The sequence below is a fragment of the Dakarella massiliensis genome (genome assembly GCF_001182045.1).
Lineage (GTDB): Bacteria > Pseudomonadota > Gammaproteobacteria > Burkholderiales > Burkholderiaceae_F > Mesosutterella > Mesosutterella massiliensis.
Genome location: NZ_CVTY01000005.1, coordinates 172,030 through 190,756 on the forward strand (window position 1 = coordinate 172,030; position 18,727 = coordinate 190,756).

At 59.9% G+C, this 18,727-nt stretch carries 16 protein-coding genes; 10 read left to right on the forward strand and 6 right to left on the reverse strand.

Features of this window, described 5'->3' with window-relative positions:
• Position 1: 1 nt before the first annotated feature.
• Together rsmB and fmt are read right to left on the reverse strand one after the other, a co-directional pair.
• Positions 2–1,303: a 16S rRNA (cytosine(967)-C(5))-methyltransferase RsmB gene (rsmB, locus tag BN1936_RS02475; RefSeq protein WP_022444581.1), complete on the reverse strand. Its 1,302-nt coding sequence runs from the start codon at positions 1,301–1,303 to the stop codon at positions 2–4.
• Positions 1,300–2,265, reverse strand: a complete 966-nt coding sequence (gene fmt, locus BN1936_RS02480; RefSeq protein ID WP_022444580.1) for a methionyl-tRNA formyltransferase — start codon at positions 2,263–2,265, stop codon at positions 1,300–1,302. The genes rsmB and fmt overlap by 4 nt, the downstream gene beginning before the upstream one ends.
• Before the next feature lie 58 nt (positions 2,266–2,323).
• On the opposite strand from fmt, the gene BN1936_RS02485 reads away from it, so the two are divergent.
• On the forward strand, positions 2,324–2,620 hold the full coding sequence (locus tag BN1936_RS02485) for an alpha/beta fold hydrolase (protein ID WP_022444579.1): 297 nt from the start codon (positions 2,324–2,326) through the stop codon (positions 2,618–2,620).
• Entirely contained in the window at positions 2,610–3,227 is a 618-nt protein-coding gene (locus BN1936_RS02490; RefSeq protein ID WP_022444578.1) for an alpha/beta hydrolase, read from the forward strand. Before BN1936_RS02485 ends, BN1936_RS02490 begins: the two co-directional genes overlap by 11 nt.
• Here the strand turns inward: BN1936_RS02490 and def are convergent, their stop codons facing one another.
• Entirely contained in the window at positions 3,228–3,764 is a 537-nt protein-coding gene (gene def / locus BN1936_RS02495) for a peptide deformylase (RefSeq protein WP_022444577.1), read from the reverse strand.
• A gap of 166 nt (positions 3,765–3,930) precedes the next feature.
• Positions 3,931–4,170 carry a hypothetical protein gene (locus BN1936_RS11445; RefSeq protein WP_148521171.1) on the reverse strand — a complete coding sequence of 80 codons (240 nt, stop codon included), beginning with the start codon at positions 4,168–4,170 and terminating at the stop codon, positions 3,931–3,933.
• Between the two features lie 5 nt (positions 4,171–4,175).
• Between BN1936_RS11445 and BN1936_RS02500 the strand changes: the two genes are divergently transcribed.
• The 7 genes from BN1936_RS02500 (at position 4,176) to BN1936_RS02530 (ending at position 14,097) form a co-directional block, all read left to right on the forward strand.
• Positions 4,176–5,057, forward strand: a complete 882-nt coding sequence (locus BN1936_RS02500) for a DNA-processing protein DprA (RefSeq protein WP_049686565.1) — start codon at positions 4,176–4,178, stop codon at positions 5,055–5,057.
• A gap of 57 nt (positions 5,058–5,114) precedes the next feature.
• Positions 5,115–7,706: a DNA topoisomerase III gene (locus BN1936_RS02505; RefSeq protein ID WP_049686566.1), complete on the forward strand. Its 2,592-nt coding sequence runs from the start codon at positions 5,115–5,117 to the stop codon at positions 7,704–7,706.
• Positions 7,707–7,861: 155 nt separating this feature from the next.
• Complete coding sequence (locus tag BN1936_RS02510) at positions 7,862–8,890, forward strand: amino acid ABC transporter substrate-binding protein (RefSeq protein WP_049686567.1); 1,029 nt, start codon at positions 7,862–7,864, stop codon at positions 8,888–8,890.
• 92 nt (positions 8,891–8,982) lie between these two features.
• Entirely contained in the window at positions 8,983–10,167 is a 1,185-nt protein-coding gene (locus BN1936_RS02515) for an amino acid ABC transporter permease (protein WP_049686568.1), read from the forward strand.
• The gene (locus tag BN1936_RS02520; protein ID WP_022444572.1) at positions 10,164–11,240 is read left to right on the forward strand and encodes an amino acid ABC transporter permease; all 1,077 of its coding nucleotides are present in this window, start codon (positions 10,164–10,166) and stop codon (positions 11,238–11,240) included. The genes BN1936_RS02515 and BN1936_RS02520 overlap by 4 nt, the downstream gene beginning before the upstream one ends.
• Before the next feature lie 12 nt (positions 11,241–11,252).
• The gene (locus tag BN1936_RS02525) at positions 11,253–11,696 is read left to right on the forward strand and encodes an AtaL-like protein (protein WP_049686569.1); all 444 of its coding nucleotides are present in this window, start codon (positions 11,253–11,255) and stop codon (positions 11,694–11,696) included.
• A 97-nt stretch (positions 11,697–11,793) separates the two neighbouring features.
• A complete protein-coding gene (locus tag BN1936_RS02530) occupies positions 11,794–14,097 on the forward strand; it encodes a Tex family protein (protein ID WP_049686570.1) in 2,304 nt (767 codons plus the stop codon).
• A 96-nt stretch (positions 14,098–14,193) separates the two neighbouring features.
• Here BN1936_RS02530 and BN1936_RS02535 read toward each other — a convergent pair whose 3' ends face one another.
• Positions 14,194–15,492: a solute carrier family 23 protein gene (locus BN1936_RS02535; protein WP_049686571.1), complete on the reverse strand. Its 1,299-nt coding sequence runs from the start codon at positions 15,490–15,492 to the stop codon at positions 14,194–14,196.
• 167 nt (positions 15,493–15,659) lie between these two features.
• Here BN1936_RS02535 and BN1936_RS02540 point away from each other — a divergent pair, with 167 nt between their 5' ends.
• A complete protein-coding gene (locus BN1936_RS02540; RefSeq protein WP_022444568.1) occupies positions 15,660–17,270 on the forward strand; it encodes a peptide chain release factor 3 in 1,611 nt (536 codons plus the stop codon).
• Positions 17,271–17,358: 88 nt separating this feature from the next.
• Here the strand turns inward: BN1936_RS02540 and BN1936_RS02545 are convergent, their stop codons facing one another.
• Complete coding sequence (locus BN1936_RS02545; protein ID WP_022444567.1) at positions 17,359–18,684, reverse strand: coproporphyrinogen III oxidase family protein; 1,326 nt, start codon at positions 18,682–18,684, stop codon at positions 17,359–17,361.
• Positions 18,685–18,727: the final 43 nt, after the last annotated feature.

Genomic DNA, 18,727 nt, shown 5'->3' on the forward strand with positions numbered 1-18,727 from the left:
CTTAGTTGTTCCGGTACTTGATCAGCGCGATGAAGTAGCCGTCGTGTACCAGAGGTTCTTCGGTCCAGTCGCCCGACAGATCCTCATGCGGCATGAGGAGACGGGGCGGCACGGGGCAGTAAGCCTCGGGATGGCGGCGCAGGAAGCTTTCGATCTGCAGCTTGCCTTCTTCGGGGAAGACCGAGCAGACGCAGTAGAGCAGTCGTCCATCCTTCTTCACCAGAGGCCAGAGCGTTTCGAGCAGCTGCTTCTGCGTGCGCGACATCCGGGAGACATCGTGCTCGACATGCTGCCAGGGGATGTCGGGGTGACGGCGCGCGACGCCGCTCGCTGTGCAGGGCGCGTCAAGCAGAATTGCGTCAAATTTCCTGCGGTCCCACCAGGAGTGAATATCCGCAGCATCCGCGTTCCGGACCGTCGCTTCGAGTCCGAGGCGTTTCAGGTTCTCGTGAATCGCTTCAGTCCGGGACGGGCTGATTTCCACTGCCGTGAGTTCGATATCGGCGAGTTCCAGCATGTGGGTCGACTTGCCGCCAGGTGCCGCGCAGGCGTCGAGCACAATCTCTCCGTCCTTCGGGTCAAGCGTCTGTACTGCAAGCTGGCTGCCGGCATCCTGCACCGAGACCACGCCTTCGGCGAAACCCGGAATCTCGCGGACCGGGAGCGCTTCCTTCAGTGTGACGGCGTACATACCGGAGCGATAGGCTTCGATTCCGGCCTTCTTCAGTTCCGCGATATAGGCGTCCGCGTTCGTCTTCCGGGCGTTCACGTGGAGCGTCAGGGGAGCCTTCGACTGCTGAAGCTCAAGCACGTCCTTCGCGGCTTTCCCCATCGACTTCTTGTAGCGGCTGTACCACCAGTCCGGAATATTGAACCGGACAGACTCCTGCTCGCCGAGCCACTCCATCAGGGAGTCGCGTTCGCGGCCGAAGCGGCGGAGAATCGCGTTGATGAAGCCTGCGCTCGGGCGGGTCGAGGGATTCTCGCGGGCGGCTTTCACCGCCTGATCCACAGTGACGAAGTCCTTATCCGGATGCTCGATCATGCGGGCAATCGCGGTTTCGAGCAGCGCCGTGACGGGCTGCGCGGGAGGACGGTTCGCGAAGTGTTCGATCACCTTCCAGGAGGCCGCCAGATGACGGACCGTATCGTAGGAGACCGCCTGAATGGCAGCCCGCAGCACGGGATCTTCCACATTCTTCAGATCCCGCTCAAGCGCATGGTCGAGGCTGTGCCCCTCCATCATCGCCTGCTGGATGTCGAGCGAATGCAGAAAAACTGTTGCTAAGTTTGCAGAACTCATTTAAACGTCTCCCCCACTTTCAAAGGAAAACTCTGCAGGAACTGTCGCCAGTTCATGCGGCCCTTGCCCGGCTTCTGAAGCATTGTGGCGCGGATCGCCCCGATGCCGGCGGCAATGACGATGCCGTCGTCGATCGACACGATGGACCCCGGTGCGGCGTCATCCGTTTCAAGCTTCACGGATTCGGCCTCCCAGAATTTGATAGTCGTGTCATGAATGACCGAAGTGGATGTCGGGAAGGGATTGAACGCCCGGATGCGGCGGCAGATGAGTCCCGAGCTCGATTCCCAGTCAATGTGGGCCTCGGACTTCATCACTTTTTCGGCGTAATTGGCGCCATCCTCCGGCTGAGGCGTGAAGGTGAGCGCGTCGGGCGTCTGCAGATCTTTCAGCAGCAGTTCGGTGCCGAGAGAGGCGAGACGCTCGGTGAGCGTTGTGGTGGTGTCAGTGTCCTCGATATCGGTGTAGACCGTGTCGATCATCGGACCCGTATCGAGCCCGGCCTCCATCTTCATCAGCGTGACGCCGGTCTGGGGGTCACCTGCCTCAATAGCGCGGGTCACCGGAGCCGCGCCTCTCCAGCGGGGGAGAAGGCTCGCGTGCAGGTTGACCGCCTTGATGGCGTGATCCGGACCGATGCCTGCCGGCATATCGAGCACCGACTGCGGAAGGATGAGCCCATAGGCCGCGACAACCAGCAGATCAGCCTTCTGGGCAGCAATCAGATCCTGTGCCTTCTGGGCCTCTTCGCCGCCTTTTTTCAGGCTGAGCGTAACCGGGGTGGCAACAGGAATATCATGAGCTAAAGCAAGGGTTTTGACGGCGCTCGGCGTGAGTTTCATGCCGCGTCCCGATGCACGGTCCGGCTGTGTGAGAACCAGACAGACCTCGTGTTCAGATTCAATCAGTCCCTTAAGGGCTGTTGCGGCAAATTCAGGTGTTCCAGCAAAAATAATTTTCATGTCAGACCAGGATGCTTACCTGCTCATGGAATGGTTAACTTAGGTTCTATTGTAGAAAATGCCGGCAATAACGACCAATGGCGTCACTCTCTACTATGAAGCGTACGGGAAACTCTCGGACGGAGGGACGGTTTTTCTGATTCCCGGGCTCGGGATGCAGCACTGGATGTGGCCCGATACGCTGATTGAAACGCTGGTGAAAGGCGGCGCGGGAGTCGTGGTGATGGATAACCGCGACTGCGGGCGGTCTTCCCGCTGTTCGGGCCGTGTCTCCATGGGACGGGTGTTCGGTTCCATCGGCAGAACGCTCACGCGTCAGCCGGTCTGTCTACGGGCTGGAAGAGATGGCTTCTGACGTGGTGGGACTTGCCTCAGGGCTTGGCATCCGAACCTTCCATGCGGCTGGTATATCCATGGGCGGCATGATTGCCCAGGTGCTTGCGGCCCGGTATCCGGAATCGGTGCTGAGTCTCACATCGATGTCTTCCGCGACTGGCAATCCCCGGACAGGTCTCGGCAAGTTTTCCGCGATCTGGGCCACGATCAGGCCGCAGTCTCGGCTGACCAGTGAGTCGGAAGGCGTGAAACGGCTGGATCGCTTCATCCGGGCTATGGGATCCGTCAGTTACGAGAGAACCGATGCCGAGAAGCGGCGTCTTGTGCGGCTCATGGCCCGGAACCCCGGAGATCCGGATGGATTCAGGCGGCAGCTTCTTGCGCTGCTTCAGAGCGGTGACATACGCACTCAGGTCTCGGGAATCCGGGTGCCGACACTCGTCCTCCACGGTCTCTCCGATAAGCTCCTTCCGCCCCGCGCGGGCAAAGAAACGGCGGACCTCATTTCCGGGGCCCGCCTTGAGATGATTCCGCGGCTCGGGCATGATCTGCCCCCCGCGCTTGGCGCCAGGTACGGGCGCCTGATGCTCGAGAATTTTTCCCGGGCACCGTCCAGGGAATGCTGATCAGGATCGCGCGGCGTCCTCTTCAGCCTTACGCTTCGCGGCGAGCTTCAGCTTATGCAGCTTCTTCTGGTCGCGCTCTTTCTTCAGACGGCTCAGATGATCAATAAAGACGATGCCGTCGAGATGATCGATTTCATGCTGAACACAGACCGCCAGAAGCCCTTCACAGTGACGCTCGAAGAAGTTGCCCTTCAGATCCTGGGCGCGCACGGTCACCTCTGACGGGCGGACCACTTTGTCCCAGATGCCGGGCAGCGACAGGCACCCTTCCTCGTACTCAACTTCTTCTTCAGACTTTGACGTGATAACCGGATTGACAAGCGTCAGCAGCTGGTCTTTCTCTTCGGAAACGTCAATCGTGATCAGGCGGATGGGATGTCCCACCTGCGGTGCGGCAAGCCCAACCCCCGGGGCGGCGTACATCGTTTCCGCCATGTCGGCCGCAAGCTGTGCGAGCTTGTCGTCAAACACCGTGACGGGATCGCACTTCACGGCCAGAACAGGATTCGGATAAATAACAATGGGGAGTTTGGCCAAGACAGGCCTCCTGATAAATAATGCTGGATGGTGTATGCCACATGGCATCGCACCTTTAAGATAAGTGGCAATTGTAACGTAACGGTATTTCATCATAAGCCGCCGCGCGGCTGAGAGAAATCCCGTGGGATACATTGCCTGGGAGCGTCATGACAGAGGAAGAGATTCACGCCTGGATCACCTTTTCCACGGTGCCCGAAATGGGGCTTGAGGATGCCGTTCGGCTGCTGGGGGACTTCGGGTCACCCGGGGCGGTTCTGGATTCCAGCCTGAGTGAGCTTCGGCATGCGGTGCCCGATGAGCTCGCCCGCCGTATCGCGTCGGGGCCGGAGGACGAACAGGCTGAGGTAATCGAGAAGACGGAGGGCTGGCTTCGCCGGGCATCCGGATCCTTCGTGACCTCCATCGCGGGTGAGGGTTTTCCCCCCGGACAACGCCGGTTTCGGTGCTCCCGTAGATTCCGGAAGCCGGAATTCCGACTATCTCTTTCACCCGGGCTCCGGTGTCCGCCCCCAGTTTTCCGCCCGCCGTATCGCGTCGGGGCCGGAGGACGAACAGGCTGAGGTAATCGAGAAGACGGAGGACTGGCTTCGCCGGGCATCCGGATCCTTCGTGACCTCCATCGCGGATGAGGATTTTCCCCGCGGGCTTTTTGAAACCGGATGCTCGCCTCTCGTGCTTTATGGACTCGGGGACCGGAAGCTGCTCAGAAGACGGCTGCTTGCCATTCTGGGGACGCGTCACCCGTCCGCCGAAGGTGAGAGGGACGCGTACGAGTTCGGAGCAGCGCTGGAGAAGGTGGGGCTCACGCTTCTCTCCTCGATGATGGAGGGGGTTGAGGCGGCAAGTCTCCGGGGAGCGCTCTCGGATCCGGCAGGCGCCGCCGTGGTGCTCTGCGCCTCGCCTCTGAACCGGGTGTACCCGGCGTCCCTTAAGCCCATCATGATGAAGACGGCGAAGCAGGGACTCCTTCTCAGTGCGACACCGATCGGCGAATTCCTGACCCCGGAGCGGCTCGAACTCCGGTACCGGTATCTCGCCGGAATGGCGGACGCTGTGCTGCTGATGGAAGCCTCGGCTCACTCCAAGGCGATTCCGGTCGCGAAGACCGCGGGATCCTACGGGAGGGACACTCTCGCGGTTCCCGGTAACATTCACCTGCCGCTTTCCAAGGGCCCCAACCGGCTGATCTGCAGCGGGGCGAGGCTTGTTGAAAGCGTACAGGACATCGCTGGCGAGATCCGTGGGCTGTCGGAGCGGATCCCGAGGCTCTCGGATGATCTCCGCTCCTAGCTGTGTCTGTAACTGTTATGCTGAAAAAAGCAAGGACCTTTTATTACTGAGCGCTTTATGGGCAAAAAACTAATCATCGCTGAAAAACCCTCCGTCGCGACCGACCTGCAGAAAGTGATCGGCGGCATGGAGCGGATCAAGACCGAAGCTGGAGATTATTTCGAGGGTGATCAGTACGTTGTGGCGAGTGCCGTAGGACATCTGCTGGAGCTTGCTGTTCCTGAGAAATACGATGTGAAGCGCGGCAAGTGGACGTTTGTCCATCTGCCCCTCATTCCGCCGGAGTTCGAGCTGAAGCCGATCACGAAGACGGCTTCCCGCCTGAAGCTCCTCGCGAAGCTGATCAAGCGTAAGGACATAACGGGTCTTATCAATGCATGCGATGCGGGACGCGAGGGTGAGCTGATCTTCCGCTACATCGTGCAGGCAACTCACGCGAAGCAGCCGATCCAGAGACTGTGGCTTCAGTCGATGACTCCGGGTTCGATCCGGGAAGCGTTCGCGCATCTGAGAAGCGATGAGGAAATGCAGCCGCTCGCCCAGGCGGCCAAGAGCCGATCTGAGGCTGACTGGCTGGTCGGCATCAACGGAACCCGCGCGCTCACCGCGTTCAATAATAAGAACGGCGGTTTCTTCCTTACGACGGTCGGCCGCGTGCAGACGCCGACGCTCGCCGTCGTGGTGAACCGCGAGGCTGAGATCCGGGCTTTCAAGCCGAAGAATTACTGGCAGGTTGAGGCGACATTCGGCTCCCGGTCCGGCAGCTACACCGGTGTCTGGTTTGATCCTCAGGCAAAGAAGGATGAGACCGGCGAGAAGAAGTCTGACCGCATCTGGGATAAGGCTGAGGCTGAGGCCGTCAAGGCCCGCTGCGAAGGAAAAGAGGGCACGGTGACCGAAGTGTCGAAGCGCGTGAAGCACGCCGCGCCGCCGCTTTTTGATCTCACCACGCTGCAGCGTGAAGCGAATAACCGCTTCGGTTTTACCGCGAAGACCACGCTTGCCATCGCGCAGTCCCTTTACGAAAAGCATAAGGTCCTCTCTTACCCGAGAACCGACGCGAAATGCCTTCCGACCGATTACGTCGATGACGCCAAAAAGACGCTTGACCTGCTCAGCCAGCTGCCGCAGTTCAGCGGCATCGCGCGTAAGCCGCTCGAGAACAGCTGGGTGAAGCCGAACCCCCGTATTTTCAATACCGAGAAGATCAGCGACCACTTCGCGCTGGTGCCGCTGCCGGATCACCTTCCGAGCAAGCTTTCGGACGTCGAGGCGAAGGTCTATGACCTGATCGCGAAGCGCTTTATGGCGGTGTTCTATCCGTCCGCCGAAGTGGATGAAACGACCCGCGTGACGACGGTGGGTGAGGATCAGTTCCGGACCCGCGGCAAGGTGCTGGTGAAGGCCGGCTGGCGCGAGGTTTACGGCGGCCAGGGCGACACGGCCAACACGCTGCCGCCCGTCACTCCGAATGAAACGGTGAAGACCGGCGAAATCGATATCCTCGACAAGGTGACGCAGCCCCCTGCGCGTTACACGGAAGCCACGCTGCTCTCCGCCATGGAAGGCGCGGGCAAGATGGTTGAGGATGATGCGCTTCGCTCTGCCATGCAGGATAAAGGTATCGGCACGCCGGCTACCCGCGCGGCGATCATTGAAGGCCTGATTCTGCAGAAGTACCTGATCCGCGAAGGACGCGAACTGCGCCCGACCGCGAAGGGTATTGAGCTGCTCGCGCTTCTGAAGGGACTCAAGATTGAGGAACTGTCGGAACCGGAACTGACGGGTGAATGGGAAAGCCGTCTTGCTCAGATCGAGAAGGGCTCGCTCTCCCGTGAGGAATTCATGGCCGGGATCCGCGACATGACGGAAAAGATCGTGGCTGCGGCGAAGCAGTACGAAGGCGAATCCGTGCCGCTCAGCAATCCGATTCATCTGAAGCACCGCTGCCCGAAGTGCGGCGGTGAGGTGGTGGAAAACTTCCGCCGCTATGCCTGCACGAATCCGTCCTGCGACTTCAGTATCACCAAGCATCCGGGCGGCCGCACCTTTGAGCCCGAGGAGGTGGAGGAGCTGCTTGAGAAGAAGCAGATCGGCCCCCTGCAGGGTTTCGTGAGCAAAATGGGCCGGCCGTTCTCTGCCGTGCTGAAGCTCACGGCGGCCCCTGACTACAAGCTGGAATTCGTGTTTGACAATCCGACCCAGAGCGACGAAAACACCGCTCCGGTGGATTTCTCGTCGCTTACCCCGATCGGCAAGTGCCCGGTCTGCGGCGGTCGTGTGTTTGAGCTCCCGATGGCCTACGCCTGTGAGAACACCCAGAATACGGAAAAGAAGTGCACGTTCCGTACCGGGAAGGTGATCCTTCAGCAGACGGTGGCGCCCGAGCAGATCAAGAAGCTGCTCGAGACCGGGAAGACGGATCTCCTGACGGGCTTTGTCTCGAATAAGACGCACCGGAAATTCTCTGCTTACCTCGCGCTGCAGAAGGGCGGCAAGGTCGGCTTTGAGTTCGAGGAGCGAGAGCCGAAGGCTGCCGGCGCGAAGAGCCGCATGCGGACCGTGAGAAAGACAGCTTCGGCAGCGGAAACAAAAGCCGCTCCCGTGAAGCGCCGTACCCGTACGGTAAAGAAAACCTCTGAATCCTGAGCGTTTTTTTGACCGGCGGCAGGGGACCTCAGCAGTTTTCCGTGCAATGCCACCTTTTTCTTCTGGTAGAGTTGTTCAAGGCTGTAATAAAAATGACCGGGTGGCTCCGGCTGCCCGTTTGACAGGCTTTAGCCAGAAAAGCAAAGGGGAGAAGCATGAACAGGAAACAGAAGTTGATCGCCGCGGCGGCCCTCGCCGCGGTTGCAGCAACCTGGGCCATTCCCGCTCAGGCAGGCCGGACGCTGAACGCCGTGAAGAGCCGCGGCATGGTGGTCTGCGGCGTGAATACCGCCGCGCCAGGATTCTCGGGAGCTGACAGCCGAGGGCACTGGAAGGGGCTCGACGTTGATATCTGCCGGGCGGTCGCTGCGGCCGTTCTGAAGGACGCAAATAAGGTGAAATTCGTGCCGCTCTCCTCTGAGCAGCGCTTCACCGCCCTGCAGTCCGGGCAGATTGATATCCTCGCCCGCAATACAACCTGGTCAATGTCCCGCGATGCCTCACAGGGCTCTGTTTTCGTCGCGATGGACTATCTCGACGGCCAGGGCTTCATGGTGCCGAAGAGGTACAAGATCCATTCCGCGAAGCAGCTGAACGGTGCCACGATCTGCGTTCAGACTGGCACCTCAAGCGAGAAGAACCTCGCTGACTTTGCCCGCGCCAATAACATCAAGTACAAGCCCGTTGTCTTCAGCACCACAGAGGCAACCCAGGGCGCGTTCATTTCCGGCCGCTGCCAGGCCTATACCACGGACCGCTCGGACCTCGCCGGCGCCAGACTGCGCGCGAAGAACCCGAACGACTATGTGATTCTCCCTGAAACTATCTCGAAGGAGCCTCTCGGCATGGCAATCCGCCGCGGTGACGACGACTGGTTCCAGATCGTCCGCTGGTCCTTCTACACGATGGTGGAAGCCGAGGAGCTCGGTATCACGCAGAAGAACGCGGATTCCCTCCGCTCCAGCAAGAATCCGAATGTCCGCCGCCTTCTTGGGCTTGAAGAGGATCTCGGCCGCATGATCGGTCTGGATAAGCAGTGGTCTTATCGGATCATCAAGCAGGTCGGCAACTACGGCGAATCCTTTGAAGCGAATCTCGGGCCGAAGACTCCGCTCGGTCTCAGCCGCGGTCTCAACCGGCTCTGGACGAAGGGCGGCATCCTGATCTCGCCTCCGATCCGCTGATGCATCTTTTTTAAGCAAGGACTCCTGCCGACCGCCGCTCGGGGTAAGCCAGCGCCGCGGCCGGCTTCGCGTCTGAATTTTTTGGGGTGTCTATGTTTTTCAGACCGAAACAGGCTCAGCCTCAGGGTGATGCCGCCTGGCTCGCGCGGGAGCGCAGCAGGCGATTCCGGGAGCTGATGATTCAGCTGCTCGTTGCCGTGCTGTTCTTTGGATTTCTGTGGATTCTCTCCCGGAATGTCGCGGAGAATCTCGCGTCACGGAACATTCTGCATGGATTCGCCTTTCTGATGAATGCTGCCGGTTTTGAGATCGGCGAATCGATGATTCCTTTTCAGTCCTCGGACACGCTGCTGCGGGCATTTGGGATCGGCATTCTGAATACGCTGAAGGTTTCGGTCCTCGCTATTTTTTCCTCGCTTCTGCTCGGGATTGTCATCGCGTTCATGAAGCTGTCGCGACAGCCCGTGCTGCACGCGCTTGGCTGGGCCCATATCGAGTTTTACCGGAATATTCCGCTCATCATCGGGCTCCTCGCGATCTATCTCACCATCACGGAAATGCTCCCGGATATGGAGACCGTGATGAATTCGAGCGCGCTTGTCATGCTCGATAAGGCAGGGCTGCAGTTCCCGGTGCCGCTGCATAACGGAATGGCGCTTCTTGCCGCAGCTGCCGCGGGGCTGATTGCCGGAGAGGCTGCGCGCCGGGTGACGCTCCGGAAATCCACTTTCCTCGTCGCCTGGGGAATCGCGTTCGGCGTTTTCTGCGTGACAGCGATTGCGGTGTGGCTGCTCTCAGGCGCTGTTCTCGGCTGGTCCCGCCCGCATCTCGACGGCTTTGTGGTGGAAGGGGGCGGCGCTCTGTCGCCTGAATTCCTCGCGCTCTGGCTGGGACTCACGCTTTTCTCCTCGGCTCCGATCGCCGAGGTGATCCGGGCCGGCATCCTTTCGGTCGGTGAGGGGCAGTGGCTCGCGGGCGAGGCGCTCGGGCTCTCTCCCGTGCAGACCGCGAGCTACGTGGTCTTTCCTCAGGCGATGAAGCTCTCGGTTCCGCCGCTTGCGAGCCAGTTCATGAATCTCACGAAGAATTCGTCTCTCGCCGTAGTGGTCGGCTACCCGGATGTTGTCTGCATCGGGAATACCTCGATCAACACGACAGGTCAGGCGCTTGAGATGATCTGCCTCATCATGCTCGTGTACCTCGTGCTGAATCTCGTCACGTCCGTGATCATGAATCTCATCAATGCCCGGTTCTCCCGGGGGGAGGAGGAGAAATGAAACGTTTTTCCCTGAACCCTGAAGCCCTCCGGACACCGGCAGGAGCTGCCTCGGCAGCGTTTACGCTTGCCGCTCTGATCGCGCTCCTCTGGGGCGTCTGGCGCTTTATCGACTGGGGTGTCATCAATGCGGTTTTTCAGCCTGATTATGAGGCGTGCCACGCGTCTGACGGTGCCTGCTGGGGATTTGTCGCTGAAAAGTGGCGGATGATTATTTTCGGCCGCTTCCCATACGAGGAGCAGTGGCGGCCCGCGGTCGGCACGGCGGTGATCGTGCTGATGCTGGTGCTTACGGCAGTGCCGAAATTCTGGTCGAGGCGCGGAGTCCGTGTACTGGGCGCGGCCTGGGTAGCCGCCTTCGCCGTGTTCTTCTCGCTGATGTATGGCGGTGTGTTCGGGCTTTCTCCGGTTGATCCGGACTCCTGGGGCGGACTTCCTCTCACTGTGATCCTCACGCTGATCGGCATGACGCTCTCCAGCCCGCTTGGCATACTGCTCGCGATCGGACGCCGCTCAAAGCTGCCCCTGGTCAGAACGCTCTCCACCGCCTATATCGAACTCGTCCGCGGCGTGCCGCTGATCACGGTGCTCTTCGTGGCGGCCTTCATTTTCCCGATCCTTCTTCCGATGGGATTTGAGACTTCCACGTTCTGGCGCGTGGCGACCGCGATCGTGCTGTTCCAGGCGGCCTATATGGCAGAAACCGTCCGCGGAGGCCTGCAGGCGGTTCCGGCCGCGCAGATGTCGGCTGCCGAGTCTCTCGGCCTCAGCCGCTTCCAGTGCTACGTCCACGTGCTCCTGCCGCAGGCGCTTGTCGCGATCATTCCGGCTTTTGTGAACAGTCTTCTTTCCACCTTCATGGATACATCGCTTGTCACGGTTGTCTCCATGTACGATCTCCTCGGCAGTCTGAGGCTTGCGCTTGGGGATCCGGAGTGGAGGGAGTTCTTCGGTGTCGGCTATCTCTTTGTGGGCGCCATCTACTTTGCGTCTTCCCTTATGATGTCCGCGTACAGCCAGTGGCTGGAAAAACGCATGAAGACCGGACGGGAAAATTCCGGCGCCGGTCTCTGAGAGAGAAAAGAAGTGATCATTTTTGAGCATGTGCTGCAGCTGGAAGGTTTGAATCGGGAAAGTGTCTGGAGGGAGCTCGAGTGGCTTCTCCGGAATCCGAAGCTTGTGCTCGCGGGCTGTGATGAGTCGAGTGTTCAGGACACCGAGACGAGTGACGGCGGACGGTGGCTGAAACGCACGAAGCGCTTTGGCGACCTGGTGATTGAGGATCAGGTTGCCCTGATTCCGGACAGCCGGGCGGAAATTCATGTCGCCGCGGGTCCCACCTGGCCCCGCAGCTGGCAGATCATCCGGCTCGAGGAAGCGGAGGGGAAAGTGCTCCTCACCTTCAGCTACGAGCAGGAGAATCCCCAGCCTTCCGAAAATCCCGTATTCGATAAGCTCCGCAACGAAGCCTATCGGAACAAGGATCAGGCGCTCGTTGACCTGATCCGCCAGCGGGCGGCTCAGCACTGAGGCAGCGCGCCGGCAGAGAAACCGGCGCGTTTCTTCTTCCATCCCTATTGAATTCTTTTGGGGAGCGGCAGTTCCGGCTGCCGCTCCGGACACGGCTATGAATCTTTTACTGGACAAAATTTCCCGGGCGATTGCCGCCGACATTCACTGCACTCCGGCCCAGGCGGCGGCAGCCGCGAATCTCCTTGAAGAAGGCGCCACGGTGCCCTTTATTGCCCGTTACCGGAAGGAAGTGACCGGAGGGCTCGATGACACGCAGCTGCGCGCGCTCGAGGAAAAGCTGATCTATCTGAAGGATCTTGAAGACCGTCGCGCCTCCATCCTGGAGTCCATTGAGAAACAGGGGAAACTGACTGACGCTCTCAGAGCCGAGATTGAAGCGGCTGACAGCAAGCAGCGGCTCGAGGATCTTTACCTCCCCTATAAGCCGAAGCGCCGCACCCGGGCCGAAAAGGCCCGTGAGGCAGGGCTTGAGCCGCTTGCGGATCAGCTGCTCGGCAATCCGTCGCTGGATCCCGAGGAGACCGCCAAGGCGTTCCTTTCCGAAGCCTATCCGGATCCGGCCTCGGCGCTTGACGGTGCCCGCGATATCGCGGCGGAGCGTTTCGCGACAGACGCTGAGCTGATCGGAAAACTCCGCGACTTCCTCTGGAAGACGGGCGTTCTGCAGTCTGAGGTGATTGAGGGACAGGAAGAAGCGGGGAGCAAGTATCAGGACTACTTCCACTTCAGCGAACCGCTGATCGGAATTCCGTCACACCGGGTGCTCGCCATTTTCCGGGCCCGCACGGACGAAGTGCTGTCAGTCAAAGTAGCGCTTCCTGAGGAACTCGAAACCCAGACGCCGCACCCCTGCATCGAAATGGTGGCGGAGCATGAAGGTCTGCGGCTTTCCGGCGCTCCGGCGAGCAGCTGGTACGCCCGGGTCTGCCGCTGGACCTGGCGTGTCAAATGCCTGACGTCACTTGAAACCGAGATCTTCCAGAAGCTCCGTGAGGACGCCGAGCGGAGCGCCATCACGGTGTTTGGCTCCAATCTGAAGGACCTGCTGCTCGCAGCCCCCGCGGGCCACAAGGGCGTGATCGGCCTTGATCCGGGCATCCGTACGGGCGTCAAGGTTGCCGTGATTTCTGAAACCGGTTCTGTTCAAGCGACCGCGGTCATCTATCCGCACCCGCCGAGAAATGATTGGGATGGATCCATTGAATCGCTCGCGACGCTCGCCCGCCGGTTCCACCCGTCGCTGGTCAGTATCGGAAACGGAACAGCGTCCCGCGAAACGGTGAAACTCGTGGATGACCTGATTCACCGTCATCCGGAACTTGGGCTCACGAAGGCAGTGGTGAGTGAGGCAGGCGCGAGCGTCTACTCCGCGAGTGAACTCGCGGCGAAGGAATTCCCGGATATGGATGTGAGCTACCGCGGCGCGGTGTCGATCGCCCGGCGGCTGCAGGATCCGCTTGCGGAGCTCGTGAAGATCGACCCCAAGGCGATCGGTGTCGGTCAGTATCAGCATGACGTGGATCAGGGGGATCTCGCCCGGAAGCTGGACGCCGTGGTGGAGGACTGCGTGAATTCAGTCGGCGTGAATCTGAACACCGCGAGCCCCATGCTGCTTCGCCGTGTGGCGGGACTGACGTCAAGCCTCGCGGAAGCCGTGGTCCGGTGGCGTGAGGCGCATGGGGCTTTTGCCTCCAGAGCCCAGCTTCTCAGTGTTCCGCGCCTCGGTCAGAAGACATTTGAGCAGGCGGCGGGTTTCCTCCGGATTCAGAATGGCGAGAACCCGCTGGATGCCTCCGCGGTTCATCCGGAGGCCTATTCGGTCGCCAACGCGATCGCGGAAAAAACCGGTCTTCCGATTGAAAAGCTGATCGGAAATGAGTCGGTGCTGAAACGTCTCCGCCCCGCGGACTTTGTCACGGACCAGTTCGGACTCCCGACCGTGAAGGACATCCTTTCGGAGCTTGAGAAACCGGGCCGCGACCCCCGTCCGGAATTCGTGATGGCGCACTTCCTCGAAGGGGTGACGGAGATTTCGGACCTGAAACCCGGCATGAAGCTCGAGGGCGTGGTGAGCAACGTCACGGCGTTTGGCGCCTTCGTGGATATCGGCGTGCATCAAGATGGTCTCGTCCATATTTCCGAGCTGGCAGACCACTATGTGAAGGATCCCTCCGCTGAAGTCCGGGTGGGGCAGATCGTGCAAGTCCGGGTGCTCGATGTGGATGAGAAGCGGAAGCGCATCGCGCTCTCCATGCGGCGTGAAGGGGCGCCGAGAAGCGAACCCCGCGCGGGCCGCCAGGGCGCGCCCCGGATGAAGTCGGAAAGAACGGGCGGCGGATTCTCGGGTGCCATGGCGGCAGCCTTCCAGAACGCCTCCGGAAGTCAGCGCCGGAAGTAATCCGGATCGGATTCAGCTCAAGAAAAAAACAAGGCCGATGAAGATTTTTCTTCATCGGCCTTGCTGTATCAGGAATGCCGGGCAGACTCTTTCAGATTAAGAGTTCTTTTTCTGACCCATTCTTTCACCGGGGGTCATCAGAGCATTCAGTATGATGGCGCCGAAAGTCGCGGTGCCGATGCCGCCGATCGTGAAGCCGCCGATCGAGAGCGAGAAGTCGCCCGCGCCGAGAATCAGCGTCACAGCGGCGACAATCAGATTGCGGTTCTGGCTGAAGTCGACGTGGTTCTCAACCCAGATACGGGCGCCGGACACAGCGATGAGGCCGAACACGACGATCGACATACCGGCAAGAATCGGCTGCGGAATCGTCTGAATCAGGGCGCCGAACTTCGGCGAGAAGCCGAGCAGGATCGCGAGAGCGGCAGCCACCGGGAAGAGCAGCGTCGAGTAGACGCGGGTAGCGGCCATCACGCCGATATTCTCACCGTACGTCGTGACGCCGGTGCCGCCCATGGAGGAGGAGACGATCGTCGCGAGACCGTCACCCATGAAGGCGCGGCCCATATAGGGGTCAAGGTTGCGGCCCGTCATGGCGGTCACAGCCTTCACGTGGCCAAGATTTTCCGCGATCAGAATGATCACGACCGGCACGATGAGCAGAATCGCGTCCGCGCGGAATTCCGGGTGATGGAAGTGCGGCAGACCGAACCAGGCGGCGTTGCTGATCAGCGAGAAGTCGATCGGCTGGCCGAGACCGAGGCCGTTCGTGAGGATCGCGTAGATCACGTAGGCAATGAGAAGGCCGACGAGAATCAGAAGCTTCTGGATGAAGCCGCGGGTGTAGACCGCGACACCGCCCACACAGAGCACGGAGAGAATCGTGATCCAGGCGTTGAAGGAAGAAGAGCCGACGCTCTTGCAGGCGGTCGGGGCGAGGCTAAGACCGATCACGGCGACCACCGCGCCTGTCACAACCGGAGGCATCAGCTTTTCAATCCAGGCGACACCGGTCAGCGTGACGATGACACCGACAAGGAAGTACACGATGCCGCAGGCCATAATGCCGCCGAGCGCGACCTCAATATTGGGGTTGAGGCCGGAACCGGCCGCATAGCCCGTGGCCGCGATCACGACGCCGATGAAGGCGAAGGAGGAACCGAGGTAGCTCGGAACGCGGCCGCCCACCATCAGGAAGAAGATGAGGGTGCCGATACCGCTCATCAGCACGGCAACGTTGGGGTCAAAGCCCATCAGAATCGGGGCCAGAATGGTGGAGCCGAACATGGCGACGACGTGCTGAATGCCGAGCGCAATCGTCTGGTTCGCCGGCAGGGTTTCATCAGGCGCGATGACGCCGGATGTTTTTACCTGCCATTTTGGAAAATAACTCATGGAAGGGGGCCTTTATCAAGTGGCGAAAAAAGAGTCTGAGGCATTTTAATCATCTTGACGGGTGGTTCATATCAGCAAATCACAGTAAGGCTTGATAAAATTACGCACTTCGAATCAATAGAACGTTCAACAGCTTCCTCTCAAGCGGAGGAAAGAATCCAAACAAAATGACTTCTCCCAATCCCGCATTGGTGAACGACGTTGCACGCCGGCGCACCTTTGCAATCATTTCGCATCCGGACGCGGGCAAAACCACGTTGACGGAAAAACTGCTGCTTTTCGGCGGCGCAATCCAGCTCGCCGGAGCTGTTAAGGGCCGCAAGGCCGCCCGGCACGCGACTTCTGACTGGATGGAGGTGGAGAAGCAGCGCGGTATTTCGGTCACGAGCTCGGTGATGCAGTTCACCTATAAGGACCGCATCATCAACCTGCTTGATACCCCTGGCCATCAGGACTTCTCGGAAGATACCTATCGAGTGCTGACGGCAGTGGATGCCGCCGTGATGGTGATCGATGCCGCGAAGGGCGTGGAAGCCCAGACGATCAAGCTGCTCGAGATCTGCCGCCTCCGCAACACCCCGATCATCACCTTCATCAACAAGATGGACCGCGAAGTGCGCGATCCGCTCGATGTGCTCGGTGAAATCGAGGACGTGCTGCAGCTGCACTGCGTGCCGATTACCTGGCCGATCGGCATGGGCAAAACCTTCCGCGGTGTTTTCTCGCTGAAGAACAATGAGCTCGTGCGGTTCCGTCCGGGTGAAGAGCATCTGAGCCACGATACGGAAACGATCAAGGGTCTGAACAATCCCGAACTCGATCAGCTGTTCCCGATGGAAATGGGCTCGGTGCGCGAGGCGATTGAACTCGTGCAGGGCGCGGGAGAGCCTTTCTCGCTCGAGAAGTTCCTTGCCGGCGAGCAGAGCCCCGTGTTCTTCGGTTCCGGTATCAACAACTTCGGTGTTGAGGATGTGCTTGAGGCCCTCGTTGACTGGGCTCCGCAGCCTCAGCCGCGCGACGCCGGCGTCCGTATTGTGCAGCCCACCGAAGCGCCGTTCACCGGTTTCGTCTTCAAGATCCAGGCGAACATGGATCCGCACCACCGCGACCGTATTGCGTTCCTTCGCGTGTGCTCCGGCTGCTATACGCCGGGCATGAAGGTGTTCCACGTCCGCGAGGGGAAGGAGATGAAGATCCCGAACGCCCTGACCTTCATGGCGCAGGAAAGAAAGCGTATGGAAGAGGCTGTGGCGGGCGACATCATCGGTATCTATAACCACGGGCAGCTTCACATCGGTGACACGCTGACCGAGGGTGAGAAGCTTGGCTTTGTCGGCATCCCGTTCTTCGCTCCGGAACTCTTCCGCTCTGTGCGCTGCAAGAATCCGTTCAAGGAGAAGCAGCTCCGTCAGGGTCTGCAGGAGCTTGGCGAAGAAGGCGCAATTCAGGTGTTCACGGACGATCTGGGTCATATCTACCTCGGCGCCGTGGGTATTCTGCAGTTCGAAATCGTGGCCCAGCGTCTCGCGACCGAGTATCGGGTGGACGCGATCTACGAGTCGACTGAAGTATCGACCGCACGCTGGCTCGTGTTCCCGGATGACAAGGGCAAGACCCGTGAGGAGTTTGAGGCAGAGCAGGCAAGCCGTCTCGCGACCGACGCGGATGGCAATCTGGTCTATCTGGCAACCTCGGTCTATAACCTTCAGACGACCCAGAAGCACTGGGAGAATGTTCAGTTCCTCACGACCCGCGAAATGGGTCAGAAGTTCAACTGACCGTTTCCCCGTCTGATCCGGCAAAGAATAAAGCCGCTGCATTTCTGCAGCGGCTTTGTTCGTTCTGAGGCATGAATCCCCGGAAGCCTTACATATCGCAGGCCTTCAGCGGAGCGCGCAGCTGGGCGCGGACGTTATCCATGCCGGAGTAGAAGGCCTTCATCATGACGAGACCGAGGAACTTGCCGACGGTAGTCACGGTGAGCTTATCGGGATCGGTTGGGTCCTGGCGGATAGCGCCGGCAAGACGGAGGCCGAGCATTTCCTTCAGAAGGGCCGTGTCGAGGTTGACTCCCTGGACCTCGCGGAAGTACTTGCGGCTGAGACGGCCGGCGAAGATGGAGAGCATCAGGCGGTACTGCAGAATCTGATGCTTCGTGAAGACGCGGTGGCGCTCCGTACCCATCTGGCCGGACTGAATGCGCTGGCCATAGCGGGCGAGGCTGAACGTGTTCACGTAGAGCGAGTCGCCGAGGAAGGAGAAAGCGCCCGAACCAATGCCGAGGTATTCGTCATGGTCGATCACGTATTCATCGATGCCTTCGTTGTCACCCGTGCGGCCGAAGGTCCACGAGGTGAGCTGGCGGTAGTGCTGGCCGAGCGTGCCGAGAATCGTGTTGTACTGCTCGGAGAGTTCCTGACCCTCAGCGGCGATCATGCCCTTCACGCTCTTACGGGTTTCGCTCGTCACCATCAGCGGGTACGTGGTGACCTGCTTCGGATTGAGCTGACGGATGAGTTCCATGTCGCGCGCGATCATGTCGAGCGACTGGCCGCGGAAACCGAACATCATATCGACGTTGCAGGTCGGGAAGAGATCCTGGCAGGCCGCGATGCGGTCATAGACCTCAGCGCCGGTGCCGAACTTCGTACGGTCGGTGAGCTTCAGAATGCTGTCATCAAAGCTCTGCACGCCGATCGACATGCGGTCCACCAGTCCCTGCAGGTTCTTGAACAGAGGGGAGGCGATTTCCTTCGGATCGGTTTCGCAGGAGATTTCGCGGATATGCGGGAAGAGCTTCCGGGCGAGTTCGAGCGTCTGGATCAGTTCATCCTGCAGAATTGTGGTGGTGCCGCCGCCCACGTAGACCGACTGGAAGTCGTAACCGAGATCCTTCGCCATCTGCATCTCAGCGCGCAGATTCTTGAAGTATTCGCGCGCCTTGTATTCCTTGAAGAGGAAGCGATGGAAGGTGCAGTAGGTGCACAGCGTATGGCAGAACGGCACATGCATGTAGAGCAGGTACTGATGTCCTTCCTGCGGGGGAGGCGGCGACTTGAGGATCACCGGATCCACTGTGAGACCGCGGTCAATGTAGTACTGCATGATCTTGTCGGTCATGCGGACCTGCCAGTTAGGCATCAGGTGATGGGCCTGCTGTGCGGAAGGATTAAGCGTTGTATCGATTGCCATGGATTTCTGTAAGTCAGTCAGTGAAGCAGCCTTCCTTCTCCGG